Annotated in this window: 20 protein-coding genes and 1 tRNA gene; 7 read left to right on the top strand and 14 right to left on the bottom strand. The window is 70.6% G+C overall.

Translation table 11 applies throughout. The annotated features are described in order from the left end of the window. Positions 1-190: 190 nt before the first annotated feature. The 3 genes from rplL to ACIPVB_RS10625 form a co-directional block, all read right to left on the bottom strand. On the bottom strand, positions 191-577 hold the full coding sequence (gene rplL / locus ACIPVB_RS10615) for a 50S ribosomal protein L7/L12 (RefSeq protein ID WP_108317207.1): 387 nt from the start codon (positions 575-577) through the stop codon (positions 191-193). A 38-nt stretch (positions 578-615) separates the two neighbouring features. Beyond that, positions 616-1,131 (bottom strand): 50S ribosomal protein L10, encoded by a 516-nt coding sequence (rplJ, locus tag ACIPVB_RS10620; RefSeq protein WP_400368773.1) that lies wholly within the window; start codon positions 1,129-1,131, stop codon positions 616-618. 488 nt (positions 1,132-1,619) lie between these two features. After that, a complete protein-coding gene (locus ACIPVB_RS10625; protein ID WP_400368774.1) occupies positions 1,620-2,021 on the bottom strand; it encodes an SIP domain-containing protein in 402 nt (133 codons plus the stop codon). Between the two features lie 103 nt (positions 2,022-2,124). On the opposite strand from ACIPVB_RS10625, the gene ACIPVB_RS10630 reads away from it, so the two are divergent. The 4 genes from ACIPVB_RS10630 (at position 2,125) to ACIPVB_RS10645 (ending at position 6,322) form a co-directional block, all read left to right on the top strand. Beyond that, positions 2,125-2,799, top strand: coding sequence for a YqaJ viral recombinase family protein (locus ACIPVB_RS10630; protein WP_400368775.1), 675 nt, complete (start codon positions 2,125-2,127; stop codon positions 2,797-2,799). A gap of 96 nt (positions 2,800-2,895) precedes the next feature. After that, complete coding sequence (locus ACIPVB_RS10635) at positions 2,896-4,590, top strand: MDR family MFS transporter (protein WP_400368777.1); 1,695 nt, start codon at positions 2,896-2,898, stop codon at positions 4,588-4,590. Position 4,591: 1 nt separating this feature from the next. Further along, positions 4,592-5,056 (top strand): MarR family winged helix-turn-helix transcriptional regulator, encoded by a 465-nt coding sequence (locus tag ACIPVB_RS10640; RefSeq protein ID WP_400368779.1) that lies wholly within the window; start codon positions 4,592-4,594, stop codon positions 5,054-5,056. Between the two features lie 246 nt (positions 5,057-5,302). Further along, positions 5,303-6,322, top strand: coding sequence for an NADP-dependent oxidoreductase (locus ACIPVB_RS10645; protein ID WP_400368780.1), 1,020 nt, complete (start codon positions 5,303-5,305; stop codon positions 6,320-6,322). A 2-nt stretch (positions 6,323-6,324) separates the two neighbouring features. Here ACIPVB_RS10645 and ACIPVB_RS10650 read toward each other — a convergent pair whose 3' ends face one another. After that, entirely contained in the window at positions 6,325-7,212 is an 888-nt protein-coding gene (locus ACIPVB_RS10650; protein ID WP_400368782.1) for a LysR family transcriptional regulator ArgP, read from the bottom strand. Between the two features lie 70 nt (positions 7,213-7,282). Here ACIPVB_RS10650 and ACIPVB_RS10655 point away from each other — a divergent pair, with 70 nt between their 5' ends. Continuing rightward, positions 7,283-7,924: a LysE/ArgO family amino acid transporter gene (locus ACIPVB_RS10655; protein WP_400368783.1), complete on the top strand. Its 642-nt coding sequence runs from the start codon at positions 7,283-7,285 to the stop codon at positions 7,922-7,924. A gap of 84 nt (positions 7,925-8,008) precedes the next feature. Beyond that, positions 8,009-8,284: an acylphosphatase gene (locus tag ACIPVB_RS10660; protein WP_400368785.1), complete on the top strand. Its 276-nt coding sequence runs from the start codon at positions 8,009-8,011 to the stop codon at positions 8,282-8,284. Here ACIPVB_RS10660 and ACIPVB_RS10665 read toward each other — a convergent pair. The 6 genes from ACIPVB_RS10665 to rplK form a co-directional block, all read right to left on the bottom strand. After that, positions 8,281-9,327, bottom strand: a complete 1,047-nt coding sequence (locus ACIPVB_RS10665) for an NAD(P)H-dependent flavin oxidoreductase (RefSeq protein WP_400368979.1) — start codon at positions 9,325-9,327, stop codon at positions 8,281-8,283. The genes ACIPVB_RS10660 and ACIPVB_RS10665 overlap by 4 nt on opposite strands. A gap of 2 nt (positions 9,328-9,329) precedes the next feature. Beyond that, positions 9,330-10,121 carry an amino acid ABC transporter ATP-binding protein gene (locus ACIPVB_RS10670; RefSeq protein ID WP_400368786.1) on the bottom strand — a complete coding sequence of 264 codons (792 nt, stop codon included), beginning with the start codon at positions 10,119-10,121 and terminating at the stop codon, positions 9,330-9,332. Then, the gene (locus ACIPVB_RS10675) at positions 10,108-10,773 is read right to left on the bottom strand and encodes an amino acid ABC transporter permease (RefSeq protein WP_400368788.1); all 666 of its coding nucleotides are present in this window, start codon (positions 10,771-10,773) and stop codon (positions 10,108-10,110) included. Before ACIPVB_RS10675 ends, ACIPVB_RS10670 begins: the two co-directional genes overlap by 14 nt. 110 nt (positions 10,774-10,883) lie before the next feature. After that, positions 10,884-11,690 (bottom strand): amino acid ABC transporter substrate-binding protein, encoded by an 807-nt coding sequence (locus ACIPVB_RS10680; RefSeq protein ID WP_400368790.1) that lies wholly within the window; start codon positions 11,688-11,690, stop codon positions 10,884-10,886. Between the two features lie 206 nt (positions 11,691-11,896). Continuing rightward, on the bottom strand, positions 11,897-12,589 hold the full coding sequence (gene rplA, locus ACIPVB_RS10685) for a 50S ribosomal protein L1 (protein ID WP_400368792.1): 693 nt from the start codon (positions 12,587-12,589) through the stop codon (positions 11,897-11,899). A gap of 11 nt (positions 12,590-12,600) precedes the next feature. Continuing rightward, positions 12,601-13,032, bottom strand: coding sequence for a 50S ribosomal protein L11 (gene rplK, locus ACIPVB_RS10690; protein WP_058232721.1), 432 nt, complete (start codon positions 13,030-13,032; stop codon positions 12,601-12,603). 405 nt (positions 13,033-13,437) lie between these two features. On the opposite strand from rplK, the gene ACIPVB_RS10695 reads away from it, so the two are divergent. Continuing rightward, positions 13,438-14,397, top strand: coding sequence for a hypothetical protein (locus tag ACIPVB_RS10695; protein ID WP_400368795.1), 960 nt, complete (start codon positions 13,438-13,440; stop codon positions 14,395-14,397). Positions 14,398-14,962: 565 nt separating this feature from the next. Here the strand turns inward: ACIPVB_RS10695 and nusG are convergent. The 4 genes from nusG to ACIPVB_RS10715 form a co-directional block, all read right to left on the bottom strand. After that, positions 14,963-16,075, bottom strand: coding sequence for a transcription termination/antitermination protein NusG (nusG, locus tag ACIPVB_RS10700; RefSeq protein ID WP_400368797.1), 1,113 nt, complete (start codon positions 16,073-16,075; stop codon positions 14,963-14,965). 59 nt (positions 16,076-16,134) lie between these two features. Next, complete coding sequence (gene secE / locus ACIPVB_RS10705) at positions 16,135-16,410, bottom strand: preprotein translocase subunit SecE (protein WP_108319121.1); 276 nt, start codon at positions 16,408-16,410, stop codon at positions 16,135-16,137. A gap of 42 nt (positions 16,411-16,452) precedes the next feature. Beyond that, positions 16,453-16,525 (bottom strand) — tRNA-Trp (locus ACIPVB_RS10710). Positions 16,526-16,696: 171 nt separating this feature from the next. Continuing rightward, a complete protein-coding gene (locus ACIPVB_RS10715; RefSeq protein ID WP_400368799.1) occupies positions 16,697-18,058 on the bottom strand; it encodes an NAD-dependent succinate-semialdehyde dehydrogenase in 1,362 nt (453 codons plus the stop codon). Positions 18,059-18,072: the final 14 nt, after the last annotated feature.

An 18,072-nucleotide genomic window follows, 5' to 3' on the forward strand; every position in this document is an offset into this window, starting at 1 on the left:
CTCCCATACCGTTTTCCCAGGCTCGGAAGTTTCGATCTGATGAACATCGATCCCCCATCGGGTGAGACCCGGTCCCACCCCTTCGCGGCCGGTACGCGCCCGGTGCCGCGAAACTCCGGAGAAAGACGAAGACCCGGATGCCGATGGCATCCGGGTCTCCGGTATCGCGAAAGCGACGGTGTGTCTGAAATTACTTCAGGGTCACCGAGGCGCCGGCCTCCTCGAGGGCAGCCTTGGCCTTCTCGGCGGTCTCCTTGTTCGCGCCCTCGAGCACGGCCTTGGGGGCACCGTCGACGACGGCCTTGGCCTCGCCGAGGCCGAGCGAGGTGAGCTCGCGGACGACCTTGATGACCTGGATCTTCTTGTCGCCGGCGGCCTCGAGGACGACGTCGAACGAGTCCTTCTCCTCGACCTCTTCGGCGGGGGCGCCACCGGCAGCGCCGGCTGCGGCCACGGCCACGGGGGCGGCGGCGGTGACGTCGAAGGTCTCCTCGAACGCCTTGACGAACTCGGACAGCTCGATGAGCGTGAGCTCCTTGAACGCGTCGAGCAGCTCTTCGGTGCTGAGCTTAGCCATGTTGTATCTCCTTGATCGGGTTAATCAGCCGGGCCGGGTCAGGCCGCGGTGTCCTGCTTCTCGCGCAGCGCGTCGACCGTGCGAACGGCCTTCGACGGAAGCGCCTGGAAGACGTATGCCGCCTTGGTCATCGTCGCCTTCATCGCACCGGCGAGCTTCGCCAGCAGGACTTCACGGCTCTCGAGATCGGCGAGCTTGTTGACCTCATCCGCGGTCAGGGGGGCGCCATCGAAGTAGCCACCCTTCACCACGAGCTGAGGGTTAGCCTTGGCGAAGGCACGCAGGCTCTTCGCGACGGCGACGGGGTCGCCGTGCACGAACGCGATGGCAGACGGGCCCTTGAGCTCGTCGTCCAGTCCCGTGACCCCCGCGTTTGCCGCGGCGATCTTGGTCAGCGTGTTCTTCACCACGGCGTAATCCGCGTCCTGACGGATGTCGTTGCGCAGCTGCTTGAGCTGGGCAACCGTCAGACCGCGGTACTCGGTCAGCAGAACGGCGGTCGAGCTCTCGAAGTTCTTCGTGAGCTCGGCGACCGATGCATCCTTCTGCGCCATGGCCACTCCTTGTGTGAACGAGGCGCTCCGCGGAGGCGGGGCGCCGGCCGAAGACACCGGGGTCCGGACAAAAAGAAGAGCTCCGGCGCAGGCGCACGGAGCTCGAGAGGAGTTTCGTTACCTGCGTAGGTCCTCTGCTTTTCAGCAGACGCTTCGATCGAAGTGCGAGCACTCCGATGACCGACGGTCTTTGGCTTGGCTCCCACTGTACCCGATCCCCCACCCCCCGCCAAACCGGCCGGCACGCCCGTCGCCGCCCCGCCGCCCCACGCCGCCGCCACGCCGCCGCCCCGCCGCCCCACGCCGCCGCCCCACGCCGCCCGCGCCGACCGGCCCGTCGCGCGGATCCCACGCCTGCCGGCGCCGCCCGCGCCGACCGGCCCGTCGTGCGGATCCCACGCTCACCGCGCCGCGTCACCGGCCTCTGCGGCGGCGTGCCCCGTCCAACTCCGCACGACGGCTCGCCCCGGACGCGCCGAACCCGGCCGTCAGGACACGCGTGGGTCCGGAAGCAGTGCACGGGTCATCCGCACGATGCGCGCCGGCGTCCGGGCCCCCAACCACACCGTGCAGGCGGGATCTTCGCCGCACGCCCACTCGGCGCACCAGGCGTGGATCGCCCTCGCCAGCCGTTCGCCACGGGGTCGCAGCCCACCGTCGACGGTGCGGTCCAGCCAGCTCACCCGACCCTCGCCCGCGTCGATGACGCCGATCCGGGCGGGCCCGCTGACCTCGACGACCACGGTCAGGTGCACCGTCGGCGGCAGCGCCGCCGCAATGCGCCGCATCTCGGGCACGTTGCGCTCGTCCCCACCCAGCAGAACGGCACCCTCGAGGTCGCGCCACCGGCCGCCGTCGGGCCGACGCCGTGCACCATCGTTCGAGGACATGCGACCCAACTTAGGTCGCCCTTACCTCGACGACAAGACCCCGGATGCCGACGCGCCGCGCCTCGCAGGAGCTCCACGGCGTCGCGGGGTTAGGGTCGTTCGCATGTCCCCCGAGCTCGTCGCGTCGCGCAGCGCCGACCTCGACGCCCGGATCGTCGCCGACTCGCGCGATCGCGTCGCCTGGATCCGCGCGCGTTCTCGCGGCATCACCGCGACCGACGTCGCCGCGCTGACCAGCGCGAATGCCATCTCCCGCGCCGCGGACGCCAAGCTCATGGGCTCGAGCTTCTCGGGCAACGCCTACACCGCGCACGGTCGGCGCCGCGAGCCCGAGATCGCCGCCTGGGTGGCGGCGACGCACGGCATCCGCCCCTCCTCCGCGCTGTACCACGCGGTCGTGGAGAAGAGGCACCTGGCCACCCCCGACGGCGTGGTCGTCGACGGCGAAGGGCGCATCGTCCTGGCCGAGATCAAGACCACGAACAAGGCCTGGCGCTCGATCCCCAAGACGTACATGCGCCAGATCTGGTGGCAGCAGCACGTCCTGGGCGCGGAGCGCACCCTCGTCGCCTGGGAGCAGCACGACGGGTTCGTGCCGATGCACGACGAGCCGCGCTGCCAGTGGATCGATCGGGACGAGCGCGAGATCGCCAAGCTCGTGAGTCTGGCCACGTCGCTGATCGACGAGCTGTATCGCCGCACGATGGCCGCGCGTGCGCCCGCACCGACCCGGCAGGACCCCTCGGAGAGGTATCGCGCCCTGGCGCTCCTCGACTGATGATTGACGCAAGTCAACCAATAGGCGTATCGTTGATGTCAGTCAACTAATCGCGCCATCGTCGTCGCGGCATCCGTCCCCTCCGTGGAGTTCCGCATGACAACCCCTTCTCCTGAGACCGCCGCCCCGCGGCGCGTCCTCCCCGCCCTCATCGGGCTGCTGCTCGGCACCTTCGTGTCGATGCTGGCCTCGACCGTCGTCTCGACGTCGCTCCCGGTCATCGTCCACGACCTCTCCGGTGACCAGAACGCCTACACCTGGGTCATCACCGCGACCCTGCTCACCACCGCGATCTCCACCCCTGTCTGGGGCAAGCTCGCCGACCTGTTCGACCGCAAAGTGCTCATCCAGATCGCCATCGCGATCTTCGTCCTGGCCACCGCGGCCGCGGGCTTCTCGCAGAACACCGAGATGCTCATCGCCTTCCGCGCCGTGCAGGGCCTGGGCGCGGGCGGTCTCGCCGCCCTCAGCCAGGTCATCATGGCCGACATCATCAGCCCCCGCGAGCGCGGGCGGTACATGGGTCTCTTCGGCGCGGTGATGGCCGTCGCCACCGTGGGCGGCCCCCTGCTCGGCGGCGTCATCACCGATGCGTTCGGGTGGCGGTGGAACTTCTTCGTCGCCCTCCCCTTCGCCGTCGCGGCCCTGTTCATCCAGCAGCGCACCCTGCACCTGCCGGCCCGGGTCGAGCGCGCGGTCAAGATCGACTACCTCGGGATCGTCCTGCTGTCCGCCGCCGTCTCGCTGCTGCTGATCTGGGTCACCAACGCCGGCAAGACCTTCGACTGGGCCGGCGTGGAGACCCTCCTCATGGTCGGCGGGGCCGTGATCTCGGCCATCCTGTTCGTCGTGGTCGAGCTGCGCTCGTCCGAGCCGCTCGTGCCGCTCACCCTCTTCCGCGACGCCACGTTCACCCTCGCCACCATCGCCTCGATCGCCACGGGCCTGGCGATGTTCGGCACCTCGGTGTTCCTCAGCCAGTACATGCAGATGGCCCGGGGCGCCACGCCCACCGAGGCCGGCGTGATGACCATCCCGATGATCGGCGGACTGCTGGTGTCGTCGATCGTCGTCGGAGCCCTCATCTCGCGCTTCGGGAGGTGGAAGCCGTTCCTCATCGTCGGCGGCGTGCTGCTGATCGCCGGCTCGTTCCTGCTGTCGACCATCCACTACGACACCGACTTCACCCTCGTGTCGATCTACATGGCCCTCCTGGGCGCGGGTGTCGGCATGACCATGCAGAACCTCGTCCTCGTCGTGCAGAACACCGCGAACCCCGCGCAGATGGGTGCGGCCAGCTCGGGGGTGACGTTCTTCCGCAGCCTCGGCGGCACGATCGGCGTCTCAGTCATGGGCGCGGCGCTGGCGAGCACGGCCACCGGCCTCTTCACCGACCGCGCCGACGATCTGCGCACCGCCATCGTGGGCCTCGGCGCCAATGGGTCCGCGGTCGCCGAGAGCCTGCAATCCGGGACGATCCCGCAGGTGTCGCTGCTGCCCGAGAGCGTGCGGGTCATCGTGGAGGACATCTACGCCCAGTCCATCGCGCATTCGTTCCTGATCGCCGTACCCGTCGCCGTGGTGAGCCTCATCGCGATCCTGTTCCTGCCGAACCGCCCGCTCACCCGCATGACGACGAGCGAGCGGGTCGCGGCCAGCGAGGCCGACCTCGCCACGGTGTCGGTGCCCGAGGCCATGGCCACCCTCGCGGCCACCGGTGCGGTGCCGACCCAGGATGCCGGATCCCCGCGCCGTGCACATCGCGACGCCGGGATGGGAGAGGATGTCTGACGTGAAGAGCGACGTGGACGAGGATCGCCGTGAGGCCGTGCAGGCCCTGGAGTCGTCGTTCTCGGAGCTCATGACCGTGTTCCGCCGCTTCGTCGCCGAGGCGGCGGAACGGGTCAGCCCGGGGATGCTGCCGGCGACCTTCAAGGCCCTGTCGGTGGTGAGCCGTTTCGGCCCCCTGACGTTGTCGGGGCTGGCCGAACGCCTCGCCGCCGACAAGGGCTTCCTCAGCCGCGGCATCAGCGAGCTCGAAGACCTCGGCCTGGTCACGCGCACCCCCGACCCGAACGACCGCCGGTCCCGCCTGATCGCGGTGACCGAACTCGGACACTCGCGCCTCGCCGAGGCCCGTGCCCCGCACGAGAGCCGCCTGTACGACGCCATCGCGGACTGGTCGATCGACGATATCCGCCACCTCTCGACGCTGCTGCACGCGCTGGCCGTCGGCGAGGTACCGGTGCGCGACTGACCGCGACGCACCGACGGCCCGGAGTCGCACGCTCCCGGATGGCGGGAGCGCAGGGCTTTCGGCCGGCATCCGCGATGCGGAAGCGCTCGGCGTCCCACCCCGCAGCCCCCGCGCTCGTCGGACGGGGGCGACGGGTTTCGCGACACGGTGACGGAGCCGAAACACCGTCGAGACAATGGCGCGCTTAGCTGGGAGCACGCGCGGCGCAGTCGCCGTGCGGCGGACCCCGGCGAGAGAGAGCGCACGATGAGATTCCGATCGACGCGTCCCGAGACCGTCCTCCTCCCCGCCCCGGCGGTGCCCGAGACGATGAGAGCCGTGGTCTTCGACCAGCCCGGCTCCGCCGAGGTCCTGCGCTCGGTCGAGATCCCCGTCCCCACTCCGGTCCTGAGCGAGGTGTTGGTGCGCGTCGTCGCCGCCGGGGTCAACCCCATCGATGCCAAGACCCGGGCCGGACGGGGCCTGTCGGCGGCGATCGACGATCGCCCGTGCGTCCTCGGCCTCGACGTGAGCGGCGTCGTCGTGCGCACGCCCTTCGAGGCGCACCCCTTTCCCGTCGGGACCGAGGTGTACGGCATGGCCGCCGTCCCCCGCACACCGGGCGCGTACGCCGAGTACGCCCTCGTGCCCACCCTGTCGCTCGCGCGCAAACCCGCGTCGCTCTCGCACGTCGAGGCCGCGGGTGTCCCCGTCGCCGCCCTGACCGCGTGGGGCGTGATCGTCGAGACCGCCCTGGCCCACCAGGGGCAGCGGATCCTCATCCACGCCGGCGGGGGTGGCGTGGGCCACTTCGCGGTGCAGTTCGCGGCCTACTTCGGCGCGCACGTCATCGCCACCGGCTCCGGGCGCACCCTGGAGTGGTTATCCGAGCTGGGGGCGGCGCAGGTCGTCGACTACACCACCACCCGCTTCGAGGACGCCGTCGAGCCCGTCGATGTCGTCGTCGATCTGATCGGCAACGTCGCCGCCGACACCGGCACGCGCTCCCTCGAGGTGCTCAAGCCGGGCGGGCTGCTCATCGAGGTGCCCACCGGGGCCTGGCCGGGATTCCGCGAGGCCGCCGCGGCGCGCGGCATCCGCTCCACCGACTACAAGACGATCCCCGACGGCGGAGCCCTCGCGACGATCGCACGTCTGCTGGACTCGGGCGCGGTGCGCGTGTACGTGGACCGCGTGTTCGACCTGGCCGACGCCGCCGCGGCGCACACCGAGCTGGAGCGAGGTCACACCCGCGGCAAGATCGTGCTGCACGTCGGCGACGATTGAGGTCAGGCCGCGAGTCGTCGGCGCCCCTCGTCGACGATCTCGTCCGCCACCTCGTCCAGCAGCGGTGAGGTCAGGTTCCACCGCTGCCAGAACAGCGGCACGTCGACGGGATCCGCGGCGAGCCGGACGAGGGAGCCGTCGGCCAGCCCCCGTGCGGATTGGAAGCCGGGCAGCAGCCCCCAGCCGAGCCCGAGCTCGATCGCCGCAGCGAAATCCTGCGAGGCGGGCACGCGATGGCGCGGAGGGGCCGCCGCCGAGACCCCTCGACGCTGAAGCCAGCGCGTCTGCAGGTCGTCGCGCCGGTCGAAGTCGACCAGCGGCGCCTCGGCGAGCGTCGCGTCGCCCGCCCCACCGGGAAACCACCGCGCGGCGAAGGCGGACGTGGCCACGGCCTCGTATCGCAGGATGCCGAGCCGGCTCACCCGGCATCCCGCCACCGGGGTCTCGCGTGAGGTGACCGCCGCCATCACGGTGCCCGACTCGAGCAGGCCCGCCGTGAAGTCCTGATCGTCGCGGTGCAGGTCGAACACCACCGCGCGACGGGCCGCGACCCGGGCGAGCGGCGGGAGGAACCAGGTCGCGAGCGAGTCGGCGTTCACGGCGAGGGGAACGGATGCCACGGTCCCGCCCTCCGCACCGATCGCGGCGAGGGCGTCGTGCTCGAGCAACGCGAGCTGGCGGGCGAGGCGCACCACCGCGTCGCCCGCCTCCGTGGCCCGCACGGGCTTGGAGCGGACGAGCAGGACGCGCCCGAGCTGGTCCTCGAGCGCGCGCACCCGCTGGCTCACGGCCGAGGGGGTGACGTGCAGGCGACGGGCGGCGGCATCCAGAGTCCCCTCCTCCACCACGGCGGCGAGGGTGCGGGCCAGATCGAGCGGAATGGCGGACATGAAGCGATGCTAATGCCGGTGCAGAATCCTGAGCTTTCCTTCGGTCGTTGCGGCGCCTACCGTCGACCTCGTGCTCCCCTCCGTGCTCGCCGGCCTCGGCCTCGGCCTCTCGCTCATCATCGCCATCGGCGCGCAGAACCTGTTCGTCCTGCGCCAAGGCATCCGACGCGAACACGTTCTCGCGGTCGTCACGGTGTGCGCGGTGTCGGACGCCGCCCTGATCCTTCTCGGGGTGTCGGGCGTCGGCCTGCTCCTGCAGGCGGTGCCGTGGCTGATCGTCGCCGTGCGGTGGGCGGGCGCGGCGTTCCTGCTCGGGTACGCGATCCTCGCCGGACGCCGCGCCCTGCGTCCGGACGGCCGCACCCTGCACGTGGACGCCGCCCCCGCATCCGCCACGGGAGCCGTCGCGGTGCGCACGCGCACGGGCCTGGCGGCGACCGTCCTCACCTGCCTCGCGCTGACATGGCTCAACCCGCACGTCTACCTCGACACGGTGTTCCTGCTCGGATCGGTCGCCTCCACCCACGGTGACGGGCGGTGGGCCTTCGCACTGGGCGCGTGCACGGCGAGCCTGGTGTGGTTCAGCGCCCTCGGCTACGGCGCGCGTCTGCTCGGACGCTGGCTCGACACCCCGCGCGCCTGGCGGATCGTGGACGGCGTGATCGCCGTCGTCATGCTCGCCCTCGCGGTGTCGCTGGTGCTCCCGCACTGACCGGGGACCGCATCGGGCGCAGCCCCCGCCCCCGGGCCCTCACCGCGCGGAGCCCCCGGCATCCGTATCGGTCACAATGGAGCGATGCGAACGGTGACGATCACGCTGAGCGGCCGGGTGCAGGGCGTCGGCTTCCGCTACGCGCTGCAGGACGAAGCCTCGCGGCGGGGCGTCGCGGGCTGGGTGCGCAATCGTCGTGACGGCAGCGTCGAGGCGCGCCTCACGGGCGATCCCGACGCGGTCGAGGACGTGATCGCGTGGGCGCACGAGGGGCCCACCGCGGCACGGGTGGACGACGTCGACGTCCTCGACGGGGTCGCCGAGGCCCTCGAGGGTTTCGAGATCCGTCCGACCGCTTAGAACGGCACGCCTGCGCGCAGCTCCGCGAGCACGTCCGCGGCGTCGTCGAGGCGGCTCAACCCGGCGGCCTGGCCCGCCCACAGCGACAGCAGCTCGGCGTCCCCCGCGGCCGACGCCGCCTGACGGAAGACCCCGGTGAGCCAATTCTGTGCGGGGAACGGCGCGATCGCCCCCGCCGCCTCGATCTCACGGACGGCGGAGTTGGGGATGCCGCGCGCCAGCCGTCCGCTCATCGCCCGCGTCAGCACGGTGTAGGTGTCGGCCGCCCCGGCGATCGCGGAGCGATGGGCCGCGGTCGCCGCCGACTGCGTCGTGCGCAGGAACGCCGTTCCCACCTGCACGCCCGAGGCGCCCAGGGAGAAGGCGGCCGCGACGCCGCGACGATCGGCGATCCCGCCCGCCGCGATCACGGGGACGCCCACGGCGTCGACGACCTGCGGCACGAGCGCGAATGTCCCCACCAGCGACGCGGCCGGGTCGCGCAGGAACGACACGCGATGCCCTCCGGCCTCCATCCCCGTCGCGACGATCGCGTCGACCCCCGCCGCATCGAGCGCCACGGCCTCGGCGACCGACGTGGCGGTGCCGATCACGCGGATGCCGCGATCTCGCGCGGCGGCGAGGGTGCCGGCATCCGGGACCCCGAACACCACGCTCAGCACGTCGGGGGCCGCCGCCCACACCGCGGCGAGCTGGTCGGCGACGGCCGGCAGGAACGCCGGAGGAAGCGTGGGCCGGGGCACGCCGGCCCGCCGGAACAGCGGGGCGAGGGCGTCCAGGACCGGGCCCACCTCGACCGTGTCGGGGGTCACCTCGTCCCCGCGCGGCATCCACAGGTTGACGGCGATCGGGCGCGTCGTGGCCCCGCGCAGGTCGGCGATCGTGTCGTGGATGCGCTGCGGCGCGTACCCGTAGAGGCCGAACGAGCCGAGCCCTCCCCCGTCGCTGACGGCCGCGGCGAGGGCCACCGACGACAGCCCCCCGAACGGGCCGAGCACGATCGGGGTGTCGATGCCGAGCAGCTCGGTGAGGCGGTCCACGATCGTCAGGCGGGGTCGGGGCCGTCGAGAGGGCGCAGGAGGCGGTCGAGGAACCGACGGGTGCGCTCCTTCTGCGGCTGCGTGAACAGCTGCGCGGGGACGCCGCGCTCGACGATCACGCCCTCGTCGAAGAAGAGCACCTCGTCGGCGACCTGCCGGGCGAAGCCCAGCTCGTGCGTGACGATGACCATCGTCCACCCCTCGTCGGCGAGTTCGCGCAGCACCGTCAGCACCTCGCCGACCAGTTCGGGGTCGAGGGCGCTCGTGGGCTCGTCGAAGAGCAGCAGTTGCGGCTCGAGGGCCAGTGCGCGGACGATGCCCACGCGCTGCTGCTGTCCGCCGGACAGCTCCGACGGGTAGGCGTCGCGTTTCTCGGCGAGACCGACGCGCGCCAGCAGACGCTCGGCGCGCGCGATCGCCTCGGCCTTGGGCACGCCGTGCGCCTGGACCGGACCCTCGATGACGTTCTGGACGACCGTGAGGTGGGGGAAGAGGTTGTGGTGCTGGAACACCATCGCGGACCGGTCGCGCAGGGCCGTGCGATCGGTCTTGGACACCTTCTGCGCGAAGTCCACGCGCGGACCGCCGTCGAAGGCCACCGTGCCCGCGTCGGGGGTCTCGAGACCGTTCAGGCAGCGCAGTACCGTCGTCTTTCCCGACCCCGAGGGCCCGATCAGCACCAGGACGTCGCCGCGTCGGACCTCGAGGTCGACGCCGTCGAGGACGCGATTGCTGCCGAAACTCTTCTCGAGCCCGGTGGCCGCGAGCAGCGGTGCGGGGGCGTCAGTGGGCGACATGGCGGTCCAACCTCTTCTCCAGGGCGTTCTGTGCAAAGGACAGCACGAGGCAGAACAACCAGTAGATCAGCGCCGCCTCGAGGTACACGGCCATGAACTCGTACGAGAAGGCCGCGATGTTCTGCGCCTGCCGGAACAGCTCCGACACCAGGATGAGGGATGCCAGAGAGCTGTCCTTCACGAGCGAGATGAACGTGTTCGACAGCGGCGGCACCGACACCCGCGCGGCCTGCGGGAGGATGATGCGGCTCAGCGTCTTGCTGCGCGACAGCCCCACGGTGTGCGCGGCCTCCCATTGCCCCCTCGGCACCGACAGGATCGCCGCGCGGATGACCTCGGCCGCGTACCCGCCCACGTTCAGCGAGAAGGCGATGATCGCCGCCGGGAACGGATCGATCGTCAGCCCGACGGCGGGCAGGCCGTAGAAGATCACGAACAGCTGCACCAGCAGGGGCGTGCCGCGGATGATCGAGATGTAGAAGCGCGCGATCGACGAGAGCACGACGTTCGGCGACAGACGCAGCAGTGCCATGAACAGCGCGATCACCAGGCCGATGGCGAAGGATGCCAGCGACAGCGGGATCGTTCCCGTGATACCGGCCAGGACCATCGGCCAGAACGAATCCAGCAGCAGCGTCCACAGGTCGTTCATGGGCCTCCTCTTGCCTTTCGGACGAACGCGCGCACAAGGGAGCGGATCATCCGCCTCTCACGCTAGGGGGTGGGAGGCGGATGATCCGCGGGGTTTACAGCGCCGGGCGCTTACTGCGTGACGTCCGCGCCGAAGTACTTCTCGCTGATCCGGGTGAGCGTCCCGTCGGCGCGGAGCTCCTCGAGGGCGCCGTCGACGGCCTCGGCCAGCTCGTCCTGGCCCTTCTTGAATGCGAAGGCGCTCTCGGAGGTGTCCTCGGTCTCGGCGGCGATCTTCAGACCCGTGGGGCTGTTCGTCTTCTCGTAGTCGAGGTAGGTGAGCTGGTCGTTGACGGTGGCATCCACGCGACCCTGCTCGAGCAGAGCGACGGCCTGGGCCCATCCCTCGACGGCCTCGACCTGCGCGCCGCTGGAGGTGGCCAGCTCGTACCAGTTGCTCGTGAGCGACTGGGCGGTGGTCTTGCCCGAGAGGTCGGCGAAGCTCGAGATGGAGTCGTCGTCCTCGGGGGTGACGATCACGCCGCGCGAGACGGTGTACGGGGAGCTGAAGGTGTACTTCTCTTCGCGCTCCGGGTTGATCGAGACCTGATTGGCGATGACGTCGAAACGACCGGCATCCAGGCCGGCGAAGATCGCATCCCACTGGGTCTCCTGGAACTTCACCTCGAGGCCGAGCTTGTCGGCGACGGCCGTGGCGATCTCGACGTCGAAGCCGGTGAGCTCTCCCGCGCCCTCGTGATACGAGAACGGGCGGTACGTTCCCTCGGTGGCGACGGTGAGGGTGCCGCCCGAGACCAGGCCGTACTCGGCTCCGGCCGCGGGGTCCGCGGACGAGGTCGCACCGCCGCTGCAGGCGGTCAGCGCGAGGGCGCTCAGGCCCAGGGTGGCGGCGAGGACGGTCAGACGACGACGGGGCATAGCTGTTCCAGACATGTGTGATTCGGGGGTTCGTGCAGGGGGGGGCGCGGAGCGCGACCCCCCAGCACAACACGCGCGGGCGCGAACGTCTTCCCGGATGACGCCGTGTTGCACGTCCGTGCAGCCGAGCGGCCGGGCACACCGCGTCCCGGGGACGCGGAAGCCCCGCCGGCACGGGGCGCGGCGGGGCTTCCGGATGACGGACGTCAGGCGATGACGTTGACGTCCAGCGGGATGCCGGGACCGAAGGTGGTCGACACGGCGCCCTTCTGGATGTAACGGCCCTTCGAGCTCGACGGCTTGAGGCGGACGATCTCCTCGAGCGCGGCCTTCAGGTTCTCGTCGAGCTGCTCGGCCGAGAACGACGCCTTGCCGACGACGAAGTGCACGTTGGCGTGCTTGTCGACGCGGAACTCGATCTTGCCGCCCTTGATCTCCTCGACGGCCTTGGCCGGGTTGGGGGTCACGGTGCCGGTCTTGGGGTTCGGCATGAGGCCGCGGGGTCCGAGGACCTTACCGAGGCGACCGACCTGGCCCATGAGCTCGGGCGTCGAGACGGCGGCGTCGAACGAGGTGTACCCGCCGGCGACCTTCTCGATGAGCTCGGCGCCGCCGACCTCGTCGGCACCGGCGGCGAGGGCCGCCTCGGCCGCGGGACCGTTGGCGAAGACGATGACGCGCGCGGTCTTACCCGTGCCGTGGGGCAGGATGACCGTGCCGCGGACCATCTGGTCGGCCTTGCGGGGGTCGACCGAGAGCTTCAGCGCGACCTCGACGGTCGAGTCGAACTTCTTCGAACCGGTCTCCTTCGCGAGGGCGACGGCCTCGGTCGGGGTGTAGAACGTGTCGGCCGCGATCTTCTCAGCTGCGGCGCGGAATGCCTTGGACTTGGTAGCCATTGTTATCTCCCTCAGTCCTCGACCGTGATGCCCATGGAACGGGCGGTGCCGGCGATGATCTTCGAGGCGGCCTCGATGTCGTTCGCGTTCAGGTCGGGCTGCTTCGTGGTGGCGATCTCGCGAACCTGCTCCTTGGTCAGCTTGCCGACCTTGGTGGTGTGCGGGGTGGGCGAACCCTTCGCCAGGCCGGCGGCCTTCTTGATGAGTTCAGCGGCGGGGGGCGTCTTCAGGATGAACGTGAAGCTGCGGTCCTCGTAGACGGTGATCTCGACGGGGATGACGTTGCCGCGCTGGGCCTCGGTCGCCGCGTTGTACGCCTTGCAGAACTCCATGATGTTGACGCCGTGCTGACCGAGCGCCGGACCGATCGGGGGCGCGGGGTTGGCCGCACCCGCCTTGATCTGGAGCTTGATCAGGCCGGTCACCTTCTTCTTGGGTGCCATATCCTTTTCCTCTCTCGAGCGGGGGCCTCGCGGCTCCCCCTCTCCCGCGACCCGGCGGTTCCGGACAGCGGTCGTCACGCGCGCGGGCGCACGCAACCTTGCCATCATACGCGACATCCGGGATCTCGGCATCCCGCGCCTGCCGCCCCTCTCTCCCCTCTCGCCCCCCTCGCCCCTCTCTCCCCTCTCTCCCCTCTCGCCCCTCTCTCCCCTCTCTCCCCTCTCTCCCCTCTCGCCCCCCTCGCCCCTCTCGCCCCTCTCTCCCCTCTCGCCGATAAACGCCGTTCGTATCGAGACACGGTGCGGCGCCGAGAGTCTCGACACGAACGGCGTTTGTCGGCGAAGCACGCCCGGGTTTTGCACACGCGGTCACCGCGGGTGGGCCGTTTGAGCCACCCTCGACGGATGGATGCCGATCCCCCCGCGTTCCGCGGCGCGCCCCTCCCGCTGTTCGCCGCGGCCGAGACCCCCTCCCCCGGGTCGCACCCGGCCCGCGACCCTCACCTGCACCGCATCCGGCCGGGGGTGTACACCGAACAGGCCGGGTGGGCGGCGTTACCGCCGTGGGACCGATACCTTCTGCGTGTGCACGCGTTCCGGCTCGTGAACGCCGATGCGGTCTTCTCTCACGAGTCGGCAGCTGCTCTGCACGGCCTGCCCACCTTCGGCCACCCCCGGCACATCCACCTTTTCGACGGACGACGTGCCCGCTCGCTGGCCTACGGCGACGTGCGCGTGCACACGAGCGCCGACCGTCGCCGCACCGTCGAGCGCGACGGCATCCGATGCTCTCCTCTCGACGATGTCGTGGTGGACCTCGCGCGCGTGCTGCCGCCCGCGTTCGGACTGGCGATCGTGGATGCCGCCCTCCGAACCGGGGCGATCACCTCGACCGCGTTGCACGACCTCGCTGCGGCCCAGCGAAATCCGCGCGGTCGCCGAAAGCTCGACTGGGTCCTGGACCGGGGCGATCAGCGACCGGAATCCGTGGGCGAGTCCGTGAGCCGGGCGGTCATGGAGTGGTGCGGGTTCCCCGCCGTCGATCTGCAGACCGAGCATCGAGTCGGCGGCCGCGCCTATCGCTCCGACTTCTGCTGGCCGGAGCATCGCGTCATCGGCGAGTTCGACGGCTGGACGAAGTACGACCGACGCGACCCGGACGCTGCCGCCGAGGCCGTCCGGGCGGAGAAGAGGCGCGAGGACGCACTGCGTCGGGCGGGGTGGCGCATCGCGCGCTGGGATTACGGCGGTGTACTGAGCGTCGACGGCCTCCGCGATGCGTTGAGAGCGGCGGGCCTACCCGCGGTGTCGCGGGTCGACGGGCGCAACCTCCGCGTCGTCGGCCTCAACCCGCGTTCCGAGTAGCCGCGGCGCGCGGGCGCGCGGCGCGGCAAGGCGCGGCGCGCGGACGGGCGGCGCGGCGCGGCGCGGCGCGGCGAGCGGCGCGGCGCGGCGCGGCGAGCGGCGCGGCGCGGCGCGGCGAGCGGCGCGGCGAGCGGCGCGGCGCGGCGAGCGGCGATAAACGCCATTCGCGCCGAGACACGGTCCGGCACCGCATGTCCCGGCATAAAGGGCGTTTATCGAGCGGTGTCGGGCCCGGGACGCAGCACACCGCGAGCAGGCAAGCAGGCAAGCAGGCGAGCAGACGGGCAGGCGGGCAGGCGGGCAGGCGGGCAGGCGGGCAGGCGGGCAGCAGGAGCGCGCGGCGATAAACGCCATTCGCGCCGAGACACGGTCTGACACCGCGTGTTCCAGCACAAACGGCGTTTATCGGCGAGGAGGCGGAGGCACGAACGGCGCTCAGCGGCGGGGGCGGGGCGGCGGGGGCGGGGGGGGCGGGAGGCGGGGGGCGGGGGCGGGGGCGGCGGCACCAACGACGAACGCCCCGCCGGCGGAAGCCGGGCGGGGCGTTCGTGCGACGCGGGGTGCGTCAGACCATCTTGGTGACCTGGTCGAACGACAGCTCGACCGGGGTCTCGCGCTCGAAGAGCGACACCAGCACAGTGAGCTTGCCGCTCTCGGGCTTGATCTCGCTGATCGTGCCGGGAAGACCCGCGAACGAGCCCTCCTTGATCGTGATCGTCTCGCCGGCCTCGAAGTCGACCTCGGCGGGGATGACGCGCTGCGCGGTCGGGGCGCCCTTGGCGGCACCGGCCTTGGCGGGAGCGGACTCCTTGATCTCGACGAGGCTCTTCAGCATGTTGAAGGCCTCCTCGAAGCGCAGGGGCGTGGGGTTGTGGGCGTTGCCCACGAAGCCGGTGACACCGGGGGTGTGACGCACGACCGACCAGGTGTCCTCGTTCAGGTCCATGCGCACCAGCACGTAACCGGGGATGCGCACGCGGTTGACCATCTTGCGCTGGCCGTTCTTGATCTCGACGACGTCCTCCATGGGGACCTCGACCTGGTAGATGTCGTCCTCGACCTCGAGCGTCGACTTGCGCTGCTCGATATTGGCCTTCACCTTGCGCTCGAAACCCGCGTACGAGTGGATGACGTACCACTTGCCGGGGAGCGAGCGGAGCTCGGCGCGGAAGGCGTCGTACGGATCGACGTCCTCGTCGTCGACGTCGCTCGCCGCATCGGCGGGCGACTCGTCGGCCTCGACCTCGTCGACGACGGATGCCGCGGCCGAGACCTCGTCGACGAAGTCCTCGTCGAGCACGGGCTCATCGGGCTCTCCGTTGACGTCGGGTCCGTCGTAGGGGGTGACCTCGTCGGCGGCTTCTGCGGCCTCTTCGGCCTGCTCCTCGGCGAGGGAGTCGTTCAGGACCTCGGCGGCGGCCTCGGCCTCGCTGGTCTCGTCGATCTCGAGAGCGTCGTTCACGATCGCGTCCGCCTCCGGGTCGGTGATGTCGATGTCGCCGAGACCGGCGTCGTCGGTGTCGGTCTCGTCCTCGACGATGTGGACCGCGGAGTGCTCCGCCGAATCGGAGGCGCGCTCCTGCGACTGCAGCACGTTGCCCTCTTGGGCTTCGTCGTCCTCGCTGGACTGCTCGGCTGCCGTCGCCCAATCGGCGTCGTCGACATATCTTTCAGACACTGTGATCTCTTCCGTTCAGAGGCGGCCGCTCTTGGCGCCGCGCGTCCGCGAGACGCCGGTCAGGCGCCGGCGGTACCGGGGACGCCGAAGACGGCGGTGGTGATCCACACGAACAGCACGTCGAGGCCGTAGACGATCGCCATCATGACGACGACGAAACCGAGCACGACGGCGGTGAACTTGAACAGCTCTTGCCGCGTCGGGGTGACGACCTTGCGGAGCTCCGCGAAGACCTGACGAATGAAGAGGGCGATCCGCGCGAAGAAGTTGAGCTTCTTCTCGCGGGGCGCGCCGCGCTCGGCGACGATCTCGCCCTGCGCCTCGTCCTGCGTCATCGAACCACCTAGGTCTGTGTCTGTGCCAGCGTGCGCTGTGCGCAGGGCGGACAGGAATCGAACCTGCAACCTGCGGTTTTGGAGACCGCTGCTCTGCCAATTGAGCTACCGCCCTAAGATCCCGAGGGATCCGGGAAGCGAGACCCGCACGCTGACGCCTGGAATCTCTCGGAAGAAACGCCGCGTACCCGGGGGGCACAGCGAAAGAGTGCAGATTTCGACTGCATGTCCCAGTCTATGTCATGTCCCCCGGCGAGGCGAACCGAGCCGAGGGACACGACACGGATCAGGCCGAGCGGATGAGCTTCTTGTTGACGAACTCGTCCGCCGCCAGAAGGCCCATCTCGCGCGAGGTGCCGCTGCGCTTGACGCCGCCGAACGGCAGCTCGGGCGAGTCCGCGAGCACCACGTTGACGTAGACCATTCCGGCCTCGATGCGATCGGCGATGCGCTGGGCCTGGTCGGCATCCGTGGTGAAGACGTAGGAGCCGAGACCGTAGCCGGTGCCGTTCGCGATCTCGATCGCCTCCTGCTCACTCGAGACGCGGTAGACGGTACCGACGGGGCCGAAGAACTCCTCGCCGTAGGCGTCCATGTCTTTCGTCACGCCCGTGAGCACGGTGCCCGGGTAGAACGCGCCGTCGCGGGTCCCGCCGACCTCGATCTTCGCTCCCTGCGCGACGGCGCGCTGGACCTGCTCGTCCAGGCGCTCCGCGGCGGCCAGCGACGACAGGGGGCCGAGCACGGTGTCCTCGGCGAAGGGGTCGCCCACCTTGGCCTCGCCCAGCGCGGCCGAGAACTTCGACAGGAAGGCGTCGTACAGGTCGTCGGCGACGATGAAGCGCTTGGCCGCGTTGCACGACTGTCCGTTGTTGTCCAGGCGCGCGTCGACCGCGGCCTGCACCGCGGCATCCAGGTCGTCCGTGGAGAGCAGGATGAAGGGGTCGGAGCCGCCGAGTTCGAGCGCGACCTTCTTCAGGTGCTGGCCGGCGAGGGCGGCGACCGCAGAACCCGCCCGCTCGGAACCGGTGACCGAGACGCCCTGGACGCGCGGGTCGGCGATGATCGTCGCCGCCTGGTCGTTCGTCGCGCGGATGTTGACGTAGGCACCCTCGGGGAGTCCGGCGTCGCGGTAGATCGCCTGCAGCGCCTCGGCCGACTCGGGGCACTGGGGCGCGTGCTTGAGCAGGATGGTGTTGCCGACCGCGAGGTTCGGCGCCGCGAACCGGGCCACCTGGTAGTACGGGAAGTTCCACGGCATGATGCCCAGCAGCACCCCCAGCGGGGAGCGGCGGATGACGGCGGACCCCTCGGCGAGGATGTCGAGCGGGGTGTCGCCGGTGATCTTGTCGATGTTGTCGGCGTAGTACTCGGTGATGTCGGCGGCGAAGTCGACTTCTCCCTCGGCCGCGGCGAGCGGCTTGCCCATCTCGCGCACGATGATGGCGGCGAGTTCGTCGCGGCGCTCGCGGTGCAGCTCGGCCACCCGGCGCAGGGCGGCGGCACGATCCGCGGGAGACGTGCGCGACCACTGCCGGTAGGCGTCGTGGGCGGAGGCGATCGCGTCCTGCACTCCGGCATCGGTGAGCGTGTCGTACTCGGCGAGGGTCTCACCGGTGGCGGGGTTGACGACGGCGTAGTCGCTCATGGTGCTCCTTTTCG

Origin of the sequence: Microbacterium sp. NPDC090007, assembly GCF_044748345.1 — a bacterium.
Lineage (GTDB): Bacteria > Actinomycetota > Actinomycetes > Actinomycetales > Microbacteriaceae > Microbacterium.